Origin of the sequence: Aquincola sp. J276, assembly GCF_024700035.1 — a bacterium.
GTDB classification, from domain to species: Bacteria; Pseudomonadota; Gammaproteobacteria; order Burkholderiales; family Burkholderiaceae_C; genus Aquincola; species Aquincola tertiaricarbonis.
This window is the reverse complement of sequence record NZ_JAJONC010000002.1, coordinates 2,268,400-2,285,403: the sequence shown is the minus strand read 5'-3', so window position 1 is coordinate 2,285,403 and position 17,004 is coordinate 2,268,400. Positions and strand designations below refer to the sequence as shown.

The 17,004-nt window shown below is 72.0% G+C and carries 15 protein-coding genes, 1 pseudogene and 1 riboswitch; of the genes and pseudogenes, 6 read left to right on the top strand and 10 right to left on the bottom strand.

Going from position 1 to position 17,004, the window contains the following annotated elements:
• Window positions 1–30 precede the first annotated feature (30 nt).
• Together LRS14_RS28475 and LRS14_RS28470 are read left to right on the top strand one after the other, a co-directional pair.
• Window positions 31–1,002, top strand: coding sequence for an MBL fold metallo-hydrolase (locus tag LRS14_RS28475; RefSeq protein ID WP_257801989.1), 972 nt, complete (start codon window positions 31–33; stop codon window positions 1,000–1,002).
• Window positions 1,003–1,012: 10 nt separating this feature from the next.
• A complete protein-coding gene (locus LRS14_RS28470; protein WP_257801988.1) occupies window positions 1,013–1,810 on the top strand; it encodes an SDR family NAD(P)-dependent oxidoreductase in 798 nt (265 codons plus the stop codon).
• A 17-nt stretch (window positions 1,811–1,827) separates the two neighbouring features.
• Here LRS14_RS28470 and LRS14_RS28465 read toward each other — a convergent pair whose 3' ends face one another.
• The 3 genes from LRS14_RS28465 to LRS14_RS28455 form a co-directional block, all read right to left on the bottom strand.
• The gene (locus tag LRS14_RS28465) at window positions 1,828–2,385 is read right to left on the bottom strand and encodes a TMEM165/GDT1 family protein (protein WP_046115907.1); all 558 of its coding nucleotides are present in this window, start codon (window positions 2,383–2,385) and stop codon (window positions 1,828–1,830) included.
• Window positions 2,386–2,443: 58 nt separating this feature from the next.
• A riboswitch (yybP-ykoY riboswitch) is annotated at window positions 2,444–2,615 on the bottom strand.
• The gene (locus LRS14_RS28460) at window positions 2,595–3,851 is read right to left on the bottom strand and encodes an MFS transporter (RefSeq protein ID WP_257801987.1); all 1,257 of its coding nucleotides are present in this window, start codon (window positions 3,849–3,851) and stop codon (window positions 2,595–2,597) included. (Overlaps the previous riboswitch by 21 nt.)
• 4 nt (window positions 3,852–3,855) lie before the next feature.
• Entirely contained in the window at window positions 3,856–4,269 is a 414-nt protein-coding gene (locus LRS14_RS28455; RefSeq protein ID WP_257801986.1) for a MarR family winged helix-turn-helix transcriptional regulator, read from the bottom strand.
• A 98-nt stretch (window positions 4,270–4,367) separates the two neighbouring features.
• Between LRS14_RS28455 and LRS14_RS28450 the strand changes: the two genes are divergently transcribed.
• Window positions 4,368–4,913, top strand: a complete 546-nt coding sequence (locus tag LRS14_RS28450) for a PaaI family thioesterase (protein ID WP_257801985.1) — start codon at window positions 4,368–4,370, stop codon at window positions 4,911–4,913.
• Window positions 4,910–5,308 (top strand): lactoylglutathione lyase, encoded by a 399-nt coding sequence (gene gloA, locus LRS14_RS28445; protein ID WP_257801984.1) that lies wholly within the window; start codon window positions 4,910–4,912, stop codon window positions 5,306–5,308. The genes LRS14_RS28450 and gloA overlap by 4 nt, the downstream gene beginning before the upstream one ends.
• A gap of 14 nt (window positions 5,309–5,322) precedes the next feature.
• Here gloA and eda read toward each other — a convergent pair whose 3' ends face one another.
• Together eda and edd are read right to left on the bottom strand one after the other, a co-directional pair.
• On the bottom strand, window positions 5,323–5,949 hold the full coding sequence (gene eda / locus LRS14_RS28440) for a bifunctional 4-hydroxy-2-oxoglutarate aldolase/2-dehydro-3-deoxy-phosphogluconate aldolase (protein WP_046115912.1): 627 nt from the start codon (window positions 5,947–5,949) through the stop codon (window positions 5,323–5,325).
• A gap of 14 nt (window positions 5,950–5,963) precedes the next feature.
• A pseudogene (edd, locus tag LRS14_RS28435) lies at window positions 5,964–7,777 on the bottom strand (phosphogluconate dehydratase).
• A 105-nt stretch (window positions 7,778–7,882) separates the two neighbouring features.
• Here edd and LRS14_RS28430 point away from each other — a divergent pair.
• Window positions 7,883–8,488: a gamma-glutamylcyclotransferase gene (locus LRS14_RS28430; RefSeq protein WP_257801983.1), complete on the top strand. Its 606-nt coding sequence runs from the start codon at window positions 7,883–7,885 to the stop codon at window positions 8,486–8,488.
• Between the two features lie 173 nt (window positions 8,489–8,661).
• Here the strand turns inward: LRS14_RS28430 and LRS14_RS28425 are convergent, their stop codons facing one another.
• Window positions 8,662–9,279 (bottom strand): NTP transferase domain-containing protein, encoded by a 618-nt coding sequence (locus LRS14_RS28425; RefSeq protein WP_046115915.1) that lies wholly within the window; start codon window positions 9,277–9,279, stop codon window positions 8,662–8,664.
• 161 nt (window positions 9,280–9,440) lie between these two features.
• Here LRS14_RS28425 and pdxH point away from each other — a divergent pair, with 161 nt between their 5' ends.
• The gene (pdxH, locus tag LRS14_RS28420; protein ID WP_046115916.1) at window positions 9,441–10,082 is read left to right on the top strand and encodes a pyridoxamine 5'-phosphate oxidase; all 642 of its coding nucleotides are present in this window, start codon (window positions 9,441–9,443) and stop codon (window positions 10,080–10,082) included.
• A gap of 21 nt (window positions 10,083–10,103) precedes the next feature.
• On the opposite strand, the gene LRS14_RS28415 is transcribed toward pdxH, so the two are convergent.
• The 4 genes from LRS14_RS28415 to LRS14_RS28400 all read right to left on the bottom strand — a co-directional run bounded on the left by LRS14_RS28415 (window position 10,104) and on the right by LRS14_RS28400 (window position 16,916).
• Window positions 10,104–12,146 (bottom strand): TonB-dependent receptor, encoded by a 2,043-nt coding sequence (locus tag LRS14_RS28415; protein ID WP_257801982.1) that lies wholly within the window; start codon window positions 12,144–12,146, stop codon window positions 10,104–10,106.
• A 98-nt stretch (window positions 12,147–12,244) separates the two neighbouring features.
• The gene (locus LRS14_RS28410) at window positions 12,245–12,673 is read right to left on the bottom strand and encodes a hypothetical protein (protein WP_257801981.1); all 429 of its coding nucleotides are present in this window, start codon (window positions 12,671–12,673) and stop codon (window positions 12,245–12,247) included.
• A gap of 26 nt (window positions 12,674–12,699) precedes the next feature.
• Entirely contained in the window at window positions 12,700–13,230 is a 531-nt protein-coding gene (gene msrA, locus LRS14_RS28405) for a peptide-methionine (S)-S-oxide reductase MsrA (protein ID WP_257801980.1), read from the bottom strand.
• The gene (locus tag LRS14_RS28400; RefSeq protein WP_257801979.1) at window positions 13,227–16,916 is read right to left on the bottom strand and encodes a DUF748 domain-containing protein; all 3,690 of its coding nucleotides are present in this window, start codon (window positions 16,914–16,916) and stop codon (window positions 13,227–13,229) included. The genes msrA and LRS14_RS28400 overlap by 4 nt, the downstream gene beginning before the upstream one ends.
• Window positions 16,917–17,004: the final 88 nt, after the last annotated feature.

Sequence of the window (17,004 nt, the reverse complement as noted above, 5' to 3'; positions counted from 1 at the left end):
GCCTGGATGGCCGCTGCCAGAATCGGCCGCATGAGCGACGCCCTGCCCGACTTCCTCGAGCCGCTGGGCGATGGCATCTATGCCATCGACACCGGCTTCCACCGACCCCGGTTCGACGCCGCCTACCTGATGGTGGAAGACGGCCGCGCCTGCTTCATCGACACCGGCACCAACCATGCGGTGCCGCGGCTGCTGTGCGCGCTCGATGCGCTGGGCCTGCCCCCCGACGCGGTGGACCATGTGATCGCCACCCATGTCCACCTGGACCATGCCGGCGGCGCCGGGCTGCTGCTGCAGTCGCTGCCCACGGCGCAGCTGGTGGTGCATCCGCGCGGCGCCCGCCACCTGATCGATCCGCGGGCGTTGTGGGCCGGCGCGTTGGCGGTGTATGGCGCGCAGGAGATGGAACGCTCCTACGGCCAGCTGGTCAACGTGCCGCCGGAGCGGGTGCTGCAGAGCAGCGACGGCATGGTGCTGCAGCTGGCCGGGCGACCGCTGCTGTTCATCGACACGCCCGGCCATGCACGCCACCATCACTGCATCTGGGACGAACGCAGCCGCGGCTGGTTCACCGGCGACACCTTCGGCCTGAGCTTCCGCGAATTCGACGTGGCGGGCCGGCCGGCCTGGATCCTGCCCACCTCCACGCCGGTGCAGTTCGAGCCCGGGCCGCTGCGGCAGTCGATCCAGCGGCTGCTGGCGCAGCAGCCGCGCTGCATGTACCTCACCCACTACGGCCGCGTGGCGGACGTGCCGGCGCTGGCCGCGGAGTTCCTGCTGCAGCTGGATGCGATGGTGGCGCTGGGCGAATCGGTGCGCGGCGCGCCCGACCGCCATGAGGCCCTGAAGCACGGCCTGCGGCAGCTGTATGTGCAGCGGCTGCGGGCCAACGGCCGCCGCGGCGACGCGGCGGAGCTGGACCTGCTGTCGCTGGATGTGGAACTCAATGCCCAGGGCATGGGCGTCTGGCTGGACAGACCCGCCGAAGGCAGGCACGCATGAAGGCACACCCATGAGCGCACACACCAGCGAGATCAACTTCGGCCTGCGCGGCCGCGTGGCGGTGGTCACCGGCGCCTCGCAAGGCATCGGCGAGGCCTGTGCCCGCCGGCTGCTGCGCGAAGGCGCCTCGGTGGCGCTGTGGGACGTGGACGATGCCCGCGGCGCGGCCCTGGCTGCCGCGCTGCAGGCCGAGGGCGCCCGTGCGCTCTACCTGCATTGCGACGTGTCCAGCAAGGCGCAGGTGGACGTGGCGCTGGCCGCCACCGTCGACGCGCTGGGCCCGGTGGATGCGCTGGTCAACAACGCCGGCATCTTCCGCGCTGCGGACTTCCTCGACATCACCGAGGCCGACTGGGACGCGGTAATCGCCGTCAACCTCAAGGGCTCCTTCCTGGTGGGCCAGGCGGTGGCCCGCGTGATGGCGGCCCACGGCGGCGGCGCCATCGTCAACATGAGCTCGGTCAACGGCCGGCTGGCCATTCCCAGCATCGCCAGCTACAACGCCAGCAAGGGCGCCATCGACCAGCTGACGCGGGTGATGGCGCTGGGCCTGGTGGGCCACGGCATCCGCGTCAATGCGGTGGCGCCGGGCACCATCGCCACCGAACTGGCGCAGAAGGCCGTGCTCACCAGCGACGACGCCAAGGCCCGCATCATGAGCCGCACGCCGATGAAGCGCCTGGGCGAGCCGGCCGAGGTGGCCGACGTGGCCGCCTGGCTGCTGAGCGAGGCGTCCAGCTACGTGACCGGCGAGATCGTGGTGGTGGATGGCGGCCGCATGACGCTCAACTACACCATGCCTGTCTAGACGAGCGGGCCGGGACGTCAGCCGCCCACCAGCGCGGCCACGCCCAGCACCGCGAAGATGGCCGCGGCGATGAGGTGGATGGTGCGGATCGGCACCTTCTTGGTCACCTTGTCGCCCAGCAGCACCACCGGTGCATTGGCGGCCATCATGCCCAGCGTGGTGCCCAGCACCACGGCCACGATGGCGTCATAACGCGCGGCCAGCGCCACGGTGGCGATCTGCGTCTTGTCGCCCATCTCGGCCAGGAAGAAGGCCACCACGGTGGCGCCGAACACGCCCAGGCGCGGTGCGCGGGTGTCTTCCTCGTCCAGCTTGTCCGGCACCAGCGTCCAGGCCGCCATGGCCAGGAAGGAGATGCCCAGCACCCAGCGCATCACGTCGGGGCCGGCCAGGTTGGTGATCCAGGCACCCAGCGCGCCGGCGGCTGCATGGTTGAACACGGTGGCCACGAAGATGCCCGCGATGATGGGCCAGGGGCGGCGGAACCGGGCGGCGAGCACCAGCGACAGCAGCTGGGTCTTGTCGCCCATTTCAGCGAGGGCGACGATGCCGGTCGAGACGAGAAAGGCTTCCAAAAGGGTGGCTCCGGCCGGACACGGACACGATGACCGCGGCGCATCCCCGGCCTGTCGGAGTCGCCACGGTCAAAGGTCTCGCAAAATCCGCACACTGCCGGTGATCGCCTGTGCCATGCCGGCTGCAGCCCAGGTGGCTGCACGGCAAGTTTGTTGACACAGGCCCCTCTCGCAACACTGCCCGGACACGCCGGGCAGTTCGGAGGAAGCTACTCCCCAATGACTGCGGCCATTGTAGGCGGCGCCACGCGCTGTTCACGGATGGGCAGGTGGATCAGTGCGGCACCGACGGCCAGCACGATGTCGGCATACCACATCCAGTCGTAGCTGCCGGTGAGCTCGAAAGCCTTGCCCCCCAGCCACGCCCCCAGGAAGCCGCCCAGCTGGTGCGCCAGCATCACGATGCCGAACAGCGTGGCCATGTTGGCCGGCCCGAAGAAGCGCGCCACCAGCCCCGCGGTGGGCGGCACGGTGGACAGGTAGGTGAATCCGATGATGGCCGCGAAGCCCAGCATGACCGCGGGCGTCTTGGGCAGCAGCATGAACACCAGCACGGCCACCGCCCGCGCGGCGTACACCAGCGACAGCAGCGACTTCATGCGCCAGCGACCGTGCTGGAAGCCGATGGCCCAGCCCATCGCCAGGCTGCCCACGATGTTGAACAGGCCGATGACCGCCAGCGACCAGGCGCCCACCGAAGGCGGCAGGCCGCAGGAGGCCACCACGCCCGGCAGGTGGGTGGCGATGAAGGCCACGTGGAACCCGCAGACGAAGAAGCCCGCGCACAGCAGCCGGTAGCTGGGGTCGGCCAGCGCGCGGCGGATCACGACGCCTGCCTTTTCCCGCACCGCGGGGGCTGCACCAGCGGCGGCCGCCGGCAACGCCGAGTGCCCCCGCAGCACCCAGGCCGCCGGCAGCGCCAGCAGCGTGATGACGCCCAGCGTGTACAGCGAGGCCATCCAGCCGGCCGCCGCCGTCACGCCCTGCGCGATCGGCGCGAACACGAACTGGCCGAAGGAGCCGCCCGCGTTGACGATGCCGGTGGCCATGCCGCGGCGCTCAGGTGGCACCAGCCGCGTGGTGGCGGCCATCAGCACCGAGGGCCCGGCCATGCCGGCGCCGCCAGCGGCCAGCACGCCAATGGCGAAGATCAGGCCAGCGGTGGTGTGCATGTGCGGCACGAGCGCGGTGCCGATGGCCACCAGCAGCACGCCCAGCACCAGCACGCGGCCGGTGCCGATGCGGTCGGCCACCAGCCCCGCGACCGGCTGCGTGAGGCCCCACCACAGCTGCCCGAAGGCAAACGCCAGGCTGATGCTGGCCAGGCCCAGCCCGGTGCTGCTGTTGAGCGTGCCGAGGAACAGGCCCATCGACTGGCGCGCGCCCATGGTGAGCGCGAAGGTGCCGGCCGCGGCCAGCAGCACCAGGCCCACGGGCACGGCTTTGGCAGGCAACGAAGTCTTCATGGCGTCAGGCCTCCTCGGGCAGGTCGGTGGATTCCAGCACCGCGATGCAGTCGTCGATCAGCGCATGCAAGGCCAGCACGCGCTGCTCGCCCAGCAGGGCATTGATCTCGAGCTGCGCCTTTTTCCAGGCGCGCTGGCCCTGCTCGCGCACCGCACGGCCGGCCTCGGTGATGGCCACCAGCCGGCTGCGGGCGTCGTCGCCAGGCAGCACCTCCACCCAGCCCTGCTGCACCAGCGGTTGCAGGTTGCGGGTGAGCGTGGAGGCATCCAGCCGCATGGCCTGCGCCAGGTCCACCGGCCGCAGCGGCCCGAGCTTCAGCACATGCGACAGCAGCGAGTACTGCGTGTTCTTCAGACCGCTGACGGCATGCGCCTCGTAGTGCCGGCCCACCAGGCGTGCCAGCTGGCGAACCTTCATGTTGGTACAGCCCTGCGGGCGGCGCGCGGAAATGTCTTGGCCCATGCCAATCAGTGTATCTACAATCGTTGCAGGTACAAGTTTTTTTGGGAGACCCCATGATGAATGCAGCAGACACCCTGGCCGCCTGGCAGGCGCGTGAGCAGGAGATCAACGTCCACGGCCATGAGATCGGCCTGGCCAGCCCCGAGCAGGTGGCCGGCCGCACCGGCCTGCAGATCCTGCAGGCGATGGTGGCGGGCGAGATCCCCCGCGCGCCGATCTCGCGCACCCTGAACTTCCTGATCGTGGAGCTGGCCGAGGGCCGCGCGGTGTTCCAGGGCCGGCCGCTGTTCGAGCACTACAACCCGCTGGGCACGGTGCATGGCGGCTGGATCGCCACGCTGCTGGATTCAGCCGTGGGCTGCGCGGTGCACACGCTGATGGAGCCCGGCAAGACCTACACCACGCTGGAGCTGAAGATCAACTACGTGAAGGCCGTGACGCACAAGGTGCCGCTGGTTCGCGCGGTGGGCGAAGTCATTCACCGCGGTGGGCGCATTGCCACCGCGGAGGGCAAGCTGGTGGGGCCCGATGGCACACTCTACGCACACGCCACCACCACCTGCCTCATCTTCGAGGCCCAGCCTTCGGCCAAGCCATGAGACTTCTCCACACCATGCTGCGCGTCGGCGACATGCAGCGCTCGATCGACTTCTACACCCAGGCCCTGGGCATGAAGCTGCTGCGCACGGTGCAACGGCCCGAGCAGCAGTACGACCTGGCCTACCTGGGCTACGGCGCCAACCCCGAGCATGCCGAGCTGGAGCTGACCTACAACTACGGCACCGACAAGTACGAGATGGGCACCGCCTATGGCCACATCGCGCTGGGCGTGGAAGACGCCTACGCGATGTGCGATGCGGTGCGCGAGAAGGCCGGGGCCTTCGGCGGCGCGGTCACGCGCGAGGCCGGCCCCGTCAAGGGCGGCAGCACCATCATCGCCTTCGTGACCGATCCGGACGGCTACAAGGTCGAGCTGATCCAGGGCGGCGTCTAGGCCGCCCGGCCGCTTCAGCCGCGCAGGGCCGAAGCCTCGCGCGCCAGCTGCGTGATGCGGGCCCAGTCGCCCGCTTCCACCGCGTCGGCCGGCGTCAGCCAGGAGCCGCCGCACACCTTCACGTTGGGCAGCGCCAGGAACTCGGGCGCCGTCTTCACCGTCAGGCCGCCGGTGGGGCAGAACACCACATCGGGGAACGGGCCGCCCAGTGCCTTCAGCATCGGGATGCCGCCGGCCTGCACCGCCGGGAAGAACTTCAGGAACTGCAGGCCGTCGGCCTGGGCCGCCATCACCTCGCTGGCGGTGGCCACGCCGGGCAGCAGCGGCAGGCCCGCGGCCACGCAGGCACGGCCCACTTCGCTGGTGTAGCCGGGGCTCACGCCAAAGACCGAGCCGGCATTCCTGGCCGCCTGGGCATCGGCTGCCGAACGGATGGTGCCGGCGCCGACGATGGCCTCCGGCACCGCCTTGGCGATGGCCTCGATGCACTGCAGCGCCACCGGGGTGCGCATCGTCACTTCCAGCACGCGCACGCCGCCGGCGACCAGCGCCTGCGCCAGCGGCACCGCATCCTGCACACGCTGCAGCACGATGACCGGGATCACCGGGCCATAGGAAACGAGGTCGAGGGTGTTGTTCATGGAGGTCCTTGGAGTCACAGCCAGGTGCAGGCGCCTTCCTCGGCGCTGATGGCGTTCTTGCGCATGCCGGCGAACAGCTCGCGGCCCAGGCCGTGGGCGTTGTCCTCGGCCGCTTCGGGTCGGATGGTGGCCACCGGGCGGGCAGCCCAGGTGGCATCGTCCACCAGCACGTCCAGCACGCCGGCCACGGCGTCCAGGCGGATGATGTCGCCGTCCACCACGCGGGCCAGCGGGCCGCCGGCCAGCGCCTCGGGGCTGACGTGGATGGCCGCCGGCACCTTGCCCGAGGCACCGCTCATGCGGCCGTCGGTCACCAGCGCCACCTTGAAGCCCTTGCCCTGCAGCACGCCGAGCGGCGGCGTGAGCTTGTGCAGCTCGGGCATGCCGTTGGCACGCGGGCCCTGGAAGCGCACCACGGCCACGAAGTCGCGCTCCAGTTCACCGGCCTTGAAGGCGGCATGCAGCGCGTCCTGGCTGTCGAACACGCGGGCCGGCGCCTCGATCACATGGCGGTCTTCCGGCACGGCCGACACCTTGATGACGGCACGGCCCAGCTTGCCGGTCAGCAGCTTGAGGCCACCGGTCTCGCTGAAGGGCGCGGCGGCGGTGCGCACCACGGATTCGTCGGTGCTGCCGGCCGGCAGGCGCTGCCATACCAGCTTCTCGCCTTCCAGCGCCGGCACCTTGCCATAGGCGGCCATGCCGCCGCTGGCGATGGTGGCCACGTCGGGGTGCAGGCAGCCCGATTCCAGCAGCTCGCGCAGCACGAAGCTGGGGCCGCCGGCGGCCTGGAAGTGGTTCACGTCGGCCGAGCCGTTGGGATACACGCGCGACAGCAGCGGCACGTTGGCGGAGAGGTCGGAGAAGTCGGTCCAGTCGATCAGGATGCCGGCGGCGCGGGCCACGGCCACCAATGGATCAGGTGGTTGGTGGAGCCGCCGGTGGCCAGCAGCGCCACCATCGCGTTGACGATGGTGCGCTCGTCCACCAGCTTGCCGATGGGCTGGAAGTTCTCGCCCGGGCCGATGGCCAGCACGCGGCGCAGCGCCTCGCGCGTGAGTTGCTCGCGCAGCGTGGCATGCGGATGCACGAAGGCCGAGCCCGGCACATGCAGGCCCATCGATTCCAGCAGCATCTGGTTGCTGTTGGCGGTGCCGTAGAAGGTGCAGGTGCCCGGGCCGTGGTACGCGGCCGATTCGGCGGCCAGCAGCTCGTCACGGCCCACCAGGCCCTGCGCGAACTTCTCGCGCACCTTGGACTTGTCGTTGTTCGACAGGCCGGTGCTCATCGGCCCCGCCGGCACGAACACGCACGGCAGGTGGCCGAAGTGCAGTGCGCCGATCAGCAGCCCGGGCACGATCTTGTCGCACACGCCCAGCAGCAATGCGCCGTCGAACACGTCGTGGCTGAGGGCGATGGCGGTGCTCATCGCGATGGTGTCGCGCGAGAACAGGCTCATCTCCATGCCCGGCAGGCCCTGGGTCACGCCGTCGCACATCGCCGGCACGCCACCGGCCACCTGCAGCGTGGCGCCCTGGCGGTGCGCCTCGTCGCGCAGGATGGCGGGGAAGCCCTCGTACGGCTGGTGGGCCGACAGCATGTCGTTGTAGGCGGTGACCACGCCGATGTTCGGCGCGCGCTCGGCCACCACCCGGAACTTGTCGTTGGCCGGCAGCGCGGCGAAGGCATGGGCCACGTTGGCACAGCCCATGCGATCACTGCCGCGGGGGCGGCCGATCAACTTGTCGACCCGCGAGAGGTACGCCGTGCGGGTGGGATGGCTGCGCTCACGGATGCGGTCCGTGATGCTGGCGATGGCTGGTTTCATGGCGGCGCCTCTGTAACTCGGTCCCTGATTCTTACGAAACAAGGTTACATCGTCAAATCAACTTCGCTGGCGGGCAGGGTCGCTCTGTCATCATCACGCCCTGTCATGGACGACCTGCTACCCACCCCGGCAAGCCGCGATCCGCGGGCCATGCTGCAGCAGATCCGCAGGCAGTGGCAAGCGGCCGAAGACCTCTGGGTGTTCGGCTATGCCTCGCTGATCTGGCGCCCCGAATTCCACGCCGACGAGCACCGGCCCGCGCTGGTGCGCGGCTGGCACCGTGCGCTGCGCATGCGTTCGCGCATCAACCGCGGCACGCCGGAGCAGCCCGGGCTGGTGTTCGCGCTGATGCCGGGCGGCTCCTGCCGCGGCATGGTGTACCGGGTGGCGCGCGAACGCGCCGACGTGGAGCTGGAGCGGCTGTGGGCGCGGGAGATGATCACCGGCGTGTACGACCCGCGCTGGCTGCCCTGCCAGACGCCGCAGGGCCGGGTGATGGCGCTGGCCTTCACCCTCAGCCGCCGCAGCCCCAGCTACACCGGCCGCCTGAGCGACGACGAGCTGATCCAGATCCTGCGCATGGCGCGCGGCCAGTTCGGCAGCACGCTGGAGTACCTGTGCGAAACCGCCCGCTGCCTGGAGGAGCGCGGCATGACCGACCATGAACTGCGCCGGCTGGTGGGCCTGGCCCGGCAGCATCGCCTGATCTGAGCCGGGCGGCGTCAGAACCTGTGAATGAACCGGTCGCGACCGAGCGGCGCGACAGGGCGGGTTGGATCCAGGCGCAAAGCGCAGCCATAGCTCAGGCTACGGCGAGCATTTGCAACGACGAGCCGGGTCGTCAGGGCGCGTCGAGCGGGCGTGAGTGGTTCGTTCACAGGTTCTCAGCGGTCCGCCACCGCCTGCAGCTGCTGGTGGCGCCGGGCGGCGGCGAAGTCTTCCACCGTGTCCAGGTCGATGAGCGCGCCGGGGTCGTCCACGTCCACCGCCTGCGCGGGATAACGCGCCACCAGGCGGCGCGCGCCTTCGTCGCCCTGCAGCAGCACGAGGTCGGTGAACAGCTCGGCCGAAAAGCCCACCGGATGACCGCGCCGGCCGGCATGCTGGGCATAGGCCACCGGATGCTGCTGCAAGGCCCGCGCCACGGCCACGAGGGTGGTTGGCCGCACCAGCGGCATGTCGCCGGGCAGCATCAACCAGCCCGGCGCATGGGCGCGCGCCTCCACGCCCGCGGCGATGGAGCTGCCCATGCCCAGGCCCGGCATGCTGTCGGCCGCGGGCAGCACCACCACGTCGCGGCTGGCCACCACCGAGCGCGCCAGCGGCTCCAGCGCGGCGGTGGTGACCACCAGCACCGGCAGCTGCGACGCCACCGCCCGGCGCAATGTGGACACGAGCACGGGCGCACCACCCTCCAGCGGCTGCGCCAGCTTGTGGGTGGGCCCCTGGAAACGGCTTCCCCGGCCCGCGGCCAGGACGATCACTGTCGGTTGCGACCACATGGTGCAACGCTCCCTTCCTCCTCCGCGGCGCGGAATTGCTGCAGCGCGGTATAGCAAGGATGGGACCCATGCCGCCCCTCAGGTAGTGGGGCTGCTACGTAGGGCCAACCACGTAAGCGCAAATGCCGGTGGCGCCCGGGCACGGGCGCTATGCTGGCGCGATGGACATCTCACTGGCCGACCTGCGCAAGAGTTACGAACGAGCCGAGCTGGACGAAAGCGCCTCGCTCGCGGACCCACGGCTGCAATTCGAGGCCTGGCTGCAACAGGCCCTGGCCGCACAGATCCCCGAGCCGTCGGCGATGACGCTGGCCACCGTCAGCGAGGAAGGCCGGCCTTCCACCCGCGTGGTGCTGCTCAAGGGCTGCGACGCGCAGGGGCTGGTCTGGTACACCAACTACGACAGCCGCAAGGGCCGCGAGCTCGCCGCCCGCCCCTTTGCGGCGCTGCAGTTCCACTGGGTGGAGCTGGAGCGGGTGGTGCGCATCGAAGGCCGGGTGCAGAAGACCAGCGATGCCGAGAGCGACGCCTACTTCCAGTCGCGCCCGCTCGATTCCCGCATCGGGGCCTGGGCCTCGCCGCAGAGCCAGGTGATCGGCTCGCGCGCCACCCTGGTGGCCAATGCCGCCAAGTTCGGCGCGCGTTTTGCGCTGAACCCGCCGCGCCCGCCGCACTGGGGCGGCTACCGGCTGCAGCCCGAGCGCTGGGAGTTCTGGCAGGGCCGCAAGAGCCGCCTGCACGACCGGCTGCAGTACCGGCTGGACGCCGGCGGCACCTGGGTGCGCGAACGGCTGGCGCCCTGATCGCCAGCCGCCCCAGCGCCGCTAGAACACGACGCGCACGCCGGCGGTGAGGGCGCGGGCGCCCTGCGGCGACAGTTCCCGTGCGGTGCGCAGCGCGCTGGCGTTGTAGGCCAGCTCGTTGGTCACGTTGTCCAGCCGCAGGAACCACAGCGCCTCGGCGCCCGGCAGCGGCATGCGCCAGCTGGTCCACAGGTTCAGCACGGTGTAGGAGGGCGTGGCCACGTCCACTGCCGGCACGCGGTCCTGGCGCGCGGCATGCACCAGGCGGGCGCCCAGCCGCCACGGGCCGGAGGCCGCTTCCAGGCCCAGCCGGGCGCGGACCGGCGCGATGCGTGCCAGCGGCTCGTCGGTGCTCAGGTTGTCGCCCCGCACCAGGTCCAGGCTGCCGTCCAGGTCCAGCGTCCACGCGCGCTGCAGCAGCCGGGTGCGGCCTTCCAGCTCGATGCCGCGCAGCCGCGCCCGCACCGCGCGGAAGGCGTACTCGGGCACGCTGGAGGCCTCGCCATCTTCGCCCTCCACCGCCACGTCGCGGCCGGTGGCCTCCAGGCCGATGTAGCGCGAGAACCGGGTGTGGAACACGCTGGCCTTCAGCCGGTGCTCGGCCTGCTTCCATTCGGCGCCCAGCTCCAGGTGGCGGCTGCGCTCCAGGCCCAGCGTGGGATCGCCCTGCTCATAGGCGCCGGTGGCCACGTGCACGCCGTTGGCATACAGCTCGTAATAGGCGGGGGCACGTTCGGTGGCGCCGGCGGTGGCCAGCAGCGTCCAGCCACCGCCGGCCGGCAGGCTGGCGCCCAGCAGTGCGCTGCGCGGGCTGAAGCGGCGCCCGCCCGCCTCGCCGAAGCGCGGTTCCTCGGCGTCGGGCCGATCGCCCTCGGAGGACACGCGCACCCGCTCGTAGCGCAGGCCGGCGGTCAGCGTGGCGGGGCCGGCCTGCACTTCCTCCATCGCGAACAGCGCCACCGACCGGGTGCGCGTGTCGGGCACGAAGGCCTCCTCGCCCAGCGCGGAGAACTCCAGCCGCTCTGCCTGCAGGCCCAACACGCCGGTGAGCGGGCCCAGCGGCGCATGGCGGGCCTGCAGCCGCAGCTCGTCGCCGGTGCTGCGGAAGGTGGTGCCGACCTCCCCACTGCCCTCCACTTCCTCGTGCTTGTAGCGGGTGTGGCTGGCCTGGAACTCCAGCTGGGTGAAAGGGCCGGCCAGGCGGCGGCGCTCGCCCGCCAAGGCCACGCGGTCGCGTTCCATGCGGATGCCCACCTCGGGCTCCACCGTCACGCCGTAGTCGTTCTCGTGGCGGTCCACCGAGGCGCCGACGAAGCCGTCGGCATCCGCCCAGGAAGCGCCCAGCGCGCCGCTGCGGCCCTGGCCGGCCGAGTTGGCCACCCGACGGGTGCGCTGGCTGTCGCCTTCTTCCAGCGGCACCAAGAACCGCGGCGTGCGCAGGTCGTCGCTGTTGCGGCCCGCCACGTCCGCATGCCAGGACAGCCCGCCGGCGCCGCCCTCCAGCAGCGCCGCGCCGGCTTTCTCACGGGCGGCGCCGCCCAGGCGCAGCTCGGCACGGCCGGACAGACCCTTGGCCGCCACGCGCGGAATGCGGTTGTCGATGATGTTGACCACGCCGCCGGTGGCGTTGCCGCCGTACAGCAGCGCGGCCGGGCCGCGCAGGATCTCGATGCGCTCGGCCACCAGCGGGTCCAGCGCCACCGCATGGTCGAAGCTGAGGTTGGACGCGTCCACCGAGGCGCCGCCGTTGTCCAGCAGGCGCACGCGGTCGCCATCCAGGCCACGGATCACCGGCCGGCTGCTCTGCGGACCGAAGCTGGTGGAGGCCACGCCGGGCAGGCCGTCCAGCGTCTCGCCCAGCGTGCCGCCGCGGCGCAGCACCAGGCCTTCGCCGGCCAGCACGCTGGTGGGCTGGGCCAGCGTGTCGCGACCCAGGGGATTGCCGGTGACCACGACGGTGGACACGGGCGGTGTGCCTTGCGCGGCGGCAGCCAGCGGCAGGGCGAAGAAGGACAGCGCGGCGCGCGCGAGCGCATGCCGCGCCGGTGTGAAGGGCTTGTGCATCGGGAACCACCTTGGCGCCGGCCGGCCGCTGATGGGCCGCGGCCGGCGCTGCTACGAGGAAAGCGGACGCGCAGCCAGCGGCTGCCGTCCGGGCGCGATCAGCTCAGCGCGGTGGTGGGCGGACCGCGGGCCTCGTAGACCGTGGTGGTGCACGGCGTGGCACCGACAGGCGACGCGGCCGGCGACAGCGGTGGGCGGGCAACCTGCACCGCCACCGCGGCGGCGGTCGGCAGCAGGTCGGCATGGCCCAGATGGTCGATGAGGCGGCACAGGGCCGAGCCGTCCTCGTGGTGGGCCGCGCCCGAGGCTGCGGCGCCATGACCTGCTTCGCCCGACGCCGCGCCCTGCAGGGCCCGAGCCTGTGGCGCCGGCCCGCCGGCATGCGGATGCAGCACGCCGTGCCGCAGGCCGGCCGACTGCGCCAGCAGCAGCACCAGCGGCAGCAGCAGGTGCAGCCAGGCACGCCGCCACCCTGCCATCCCTGGCAGGCGCGGCGCCGAAGGCCGCGAGACGACGTGCCTGGTCACCATCCGGCGTCAGCGCCAGCCGGTGCTCAGGCCTTCACGCGGTTACGGAAGGTCTTGCGGAACTTCTCCACCTTGGGTGCCACGACGAAGGCGCAGTAGCCGGCGCCAGGGTGGTTGGCGAAGTAGTGCTGGTGGTAATCCTCGGCGCGGGAATAGTCGGCCTCGGCCACCAGCTCCGTCACCACGCGGCCGCCGCTGGCGGCATTCACCTCGGCGATCACCTCGCGCGCCACCGCTTCCTGCTCGGGGCTGTGGAAGTAGATGCCCGAGCGGTACTGCGTGCCCACGTCGTTGCCCTGGCGGTTGAGCGTGGTGGGATCGTGGACGACGAAGAAGATCTCCAGGATCTCGCGCAGCGAGATGCGCTCGTTCTCGAAGCGCACCCGCACCACCTCGGCATGGCCGGTGTCGCCCTGGCACACCTGCTCGTACGTGGGCCGATGGACATGGCCGTTGCTGTAGCCGGACTCCACCGACACCACGCCGTCCACCTGCTCGTACACCGCCTCGGTGCACCAGAAGCAGCCGCCGCCGAGGGTGATGGTTTCGATCGTCATGGTTCTTTACTCCTGGCCGGCGCCAACGTCCGGCATCGGACTTTGGTCGTTGGGCGGCCCGCGAGCTTACGCGAGCCGGAGCATGTCAGCGCGCCGACAGCACCAGTTCCGCCTCCGGCGCGCCGGGCCGCGCGCCACCGCCACCGCCCAGCCGCGGCGCCGCCAGGAAGAGCCGCTCGCTCGGCACGCCGCGGGCCAGCAAGGCATCCCGCACCGCGGTGCCGCGGCGCTGGGCCAGCTCGCGCAACTGCTCCTCGGCCGCCGGCAGCACCGCCTGCAGGCGCTCGGCCATCTCCTGCGGCGGCAGCGACTTGGCCAGGCCGACGAGGTTGCGCGGCTTGTCCGGCAAGGGCGTGTCGGCATACAGGCGGCGCAGCAGCGCTGCCTGCTCCTCGGGCGTGGGCGGCGGCGCAGCCGGGGCCGGCGCGGCGGCGGTGCTCAGACAGCAGCCGGGCGTCCAGGCCGGCGGCACGCAGCGCGTCCTGCTCCAGCGCCAGGTCGCCGCTGCCGCTGACGGTAAGCTGCAGCCCCGGCCGGTCGGCCAGCGCGCGGGCCACGGTGTCCAGCGCGGCTTCGGCACCCGCCGCCATGCGGTCGGTGCCCGGCACGAATCCGATGCGGCTGGCATCCGCCTCGCCACCGCCGGCAAACAGCGAGAACGGCGCCGTCACCGCCTTCACCAGCAGGTTGCCCAGCACCTTGAGCACCAGGCCGAAGACGCTGAACTGCGGATCGTTGACCGATCCGCTGACCGGCAGGTCCAGGTCGATGACGCCATGGCGGTCCTTCAGCAAGGCGATGGCCAGCGCCACCGGCAGCTGGGTGGCATCGGGGCTGTCCACGCGTTCGCCAAAGGTGAGCTGGTTGAGCACCACCCGGTTGCTGGCGTCCAGCCGTCCATCCGGCGCGATGCGGTAGGCCACGTCCATGCTCAGCTTGCCGCGTTCGATGGCGTAGCCGGCGTAGCGACCGGAATAGGGCGACAAAGGCGACAGTTCCAGGTCGGTGGCCTTGGCGCGGATGTCCATGGCCAGCGGCCGGGCCGCCGGATTCAGGCTGCCGCTGATGTCCAGCAGCGCCGTGCCGGCCACCCGGCCCTGCAGCGACAAGGCCGCCATCTGCGGCGAAGCGGTGCTGAACGTGCCGAGGCTGCCGTTCAGTCCGCTCAGCTCGGCGCTGTAGTTGGGGCGGATGAAGCGGTCGGTGAAGTCAATGCGGCCGCGCAGCAGGCGGGTGGACCCCACCGCGATGACCGGCCCCGGCGCGACGACCGCGGCTGCGCCGGCCGGCTCGGCCACGCCGCCCGGCGACGCGGCGACGTCACGCAGATTGAAGCGCCCTTCCTCGGTGATCACCAGGCGCGAATAGAAGTCCGACAGCGCAGCTTCCTGTACCGACACCTGCGGCGCCGCACCGGGTGCCAGCCGCACCTGCAGGCGCTGGAGCTGCAGGTCCTGCCACGCCAGCAGTGCATCGCCCGGCACGCCATCCCGCGGCGGCGCCTGCACCTGCACATCGCCCAGCCGCGCGTCGCCGTCGGCCTCGACGGACAGGCCCTGCGCCTGCTGCTGCAGCGCCACCTGGCCCTGCCAGTCGGCGTCGGCATGCGCCAGCACCAGCTGCAGCCCGGTGGACGCATACGGCGCCAGCGCATGCAAGGGCAGCCGCTGCACCCGCAGCGCACCCCGCGCCATCAGCGGCTGGGGCGCAAGGGTGCCGGTCCAGTCGATGCGGCCGGGTGCGGACGTCGGCTTGCCGGCCTCGCCGGTGCGGGCGTCGGAGAGCCGGGCCTGCAGGCTGATGCGCGCGGGCGCCGCCGCTTGCGCCGGCCAGCGCAGGCCGGAGGCGTCCAGGCGCAGGTCGGCCAGCTGCAGCGCCACCGGGGTGGCGGGCGCCTGGTCGGCCCAGCGCAGCCGGCCACCGCGCAGCTGCAGCTGGCCGAGCTGCAACTGCCAGGGCGCCGCCGCAGGAGAAGAGTCTTGCTGCGCTGCGGCCGGCGCACGGCGCAGCCACTGGCTGGCGTCCAGCGTGCCATCGGCAGCCCGTTGCAAGGCCAGCCGCGGCTCCTCCAGCTCCAGGCGACCGATGGCCAGCGTGCGGGCCAGCAGGTCCAACTGGCCGTCGGCCACCGTCAGGTTGCGCCAGCCGGCGGCGGCCGGTCCCTCGCCCAGGCGCAGGTCGGCCACGCGCAGCTGCTGGAGTTCGACGGCCAGCCGGGGCTGGGCGCCGGCGCTCCAGTGCAGCCGGCCGGTCAGGGCGACGGCGCCGGCCATCGGCACTGCCAGGTGAGGCTCGAGGTAGGGCCCGAGCAGCGCGAGGTCCAGCGCCTGCAGCCCGATCGACGCCTGCGCGGCCTGCGCGCCGGCGGTGCCTTCGGCCTCCAGCGTGGCCGCCCGGCTGCCATCGCTGCCGGCCAGCCGGCTGGCCAGCCGCCAGGGCACGCCCGCCAGTGCCGTGGTGTCGAGCGGGCCAGCTTCGAGCTGCAGCCCGGACAAGGCCAGCGCCGCTGCGGGGCGGGTGGTGTCGTCGCGCCACTGCACCGCGGCGTCCTGCAGGCGCAGGCGCTGCAGCCGCATCTGCCAGGCTGGTGTGGCCGGCGGCTTGGCCACTTCTGGGGGCGGCGCGACCATCCGGGCCAGCTCCAGCCGGCCACCGGCATCCCGGGTCGCCGTCAGCTGCAACCCCTGCAGCAGCACCTCGCCCAGTGCCACCCGTCGCTCCAAGGGCAGTACGTCCTGCAGCTCCACCTCCAGCCGCTGCCAGGCTGCCAGGGGCTTGCCGCCGGTGTCCTTCCCGGCCGCCAGGACGACGTCGCTCAGGCGGGCCTGCCCGCGCAGCGCCAGGTGCGGCTGGTGGCCTTCGCGCAGCGAGAAGTCGGCGGTGATCTCGGTCGACAGCCGGCCGGCGGTCGGCCGCAGCGGGCTGCTGGCAGCGGGCAGGTAGGCGGCCCAGCGCGCCACATCCAGGTCGTCAATGCGCAGCGCCAGCTGGCCGCTGCGCACCTCCGCAAACGGCACCAGCGCCGCGCCGGTGTCGAAGCTGCTGCCGTCCATCCTGAAGGCCAGGCGCGGCTGCACCCGCACCGCCACGTCGGCCGGCAGGTTGGACAGGAACGGCAGGTCCAGGCGCAGGTCCACCAGCTCATGCCGAAGCCCGGCCTGGCGGTCGTCGACGGTGACGCGGCCGCCGGTCAGCTCCAGGTTGTAGAGCGCGAAGCGGGCGGGTGGCGTCGGCGCCTCGCCGGGCTGCGGTTGCAGGCGGGCGACGATGTCGTCGATGTCCAGCGCGCCGCCGGGCAGGCGGGTGAGCTGCACCACGGGGCGGTCGATCTGCAGCGCTTCCACCACCGGCGCGCGCCGCCACAGCGAGCTGGCCGACACGTCCGCATGCAGGCGGCCGATGTGCAGCGTGTCAGGGCCGGCCGCCCCGCCAGCCGGACCGATGCGCAGCTCCTGCACCGTCACCGACAGCGCCCACGGCGCCAGCGACACCGCGCCGACCTGCACCGGCCGGCCCAGCAGCGACGAAAGCCGCTGCTGGGCCTGCGCCTGCAGCAGCGGCGGCAGCGCCAGCCAGGTCAACAGCCACAGGCCGAGCAGCGTGGCCAGCGCCCAGCCGGCGCGCCGCAGCCAGCGCCTGGCGGCTGGCGTCTTCTCGGGGCCTGCGTGTTCTTCTTGTGCATGCACGGGAAATCTCCTGAAGGGCGGCGGATGCTGCCGCCATGGGCGCGGCTGCACAAGCCGCCACGGTGGCGTCGCGGTGACACGTCACAAT